The 599-nt window shown below is 41.4% G+C and carries 1 pseudogene; it reads right to left on the bottom strand.

Annotated elements, in window-relative coordinates:
• Positions 1 to 48: 48 nt before the first annotated feature.
• A pseudogene (locus R7040_RS28050) lies at positions 49 to 498 on the bottom strand (IS3 family transposase); the annotation flags it as partial.
• Positions 499 to 599 lie beyond the last annotated feature (101 nt).

Below are 599 nucleotides of genomic sequence, written 5' to 3'. Positions count from 1 at the left end.
TACCTCATATGCGTGCCCTTCATTTTCAAGGTGTGAATAGCCACCGAGTCAGTAGACACTAGTTAGTCTTCTCTCATATTGCTTCTCATACTCTACAGGAGATAATTGATTATTGGAACCGTGCCTGCGTTTTACGTTGTAGAACATCTCAATATATTCAAAGATATCCATGCGAGCATCTTCCCGTGTAGAGTAGATTTTTCGTTTAACTCGTTCTCTTTTCAGTAACTGGAAAAAACTTTCTGCCACAGCATTATCGTGACAATTACCTCGACGGCTCATACTGGCTTCCAGTCCATGTTGCTTTAAGAACTTGTTCCAGTCGTGACTCGTATACTGACTGCCTTGATCTGAATGTACGAGCACCTTTTGGCTTGGAGAACGGCGCCATATAGCCATTAAAAGCGCATCCCAAACCAACTCTTTAGTTATTCGACTTTTCATCGACCAACCAATCACTCTTCTAGAAAAAAGATCGACAACAACGGCAAGATACAACTAGCTTAGGTTGCATAATGACCAATCCAGCTACCAGTTTTCAATTATGGATTCCTGAAGTGATTTACAGGCTCTAGCAAGTCAGTTTGTCGTTTATCTAG

It is taken from the genome of Vibrio sp. 1069 (assembly GCF_033340555.1).
Note: the sequence above shows the minus strand (reverse complement) of the source record. Positions and strands in the feature narration are given on the sequence as shown.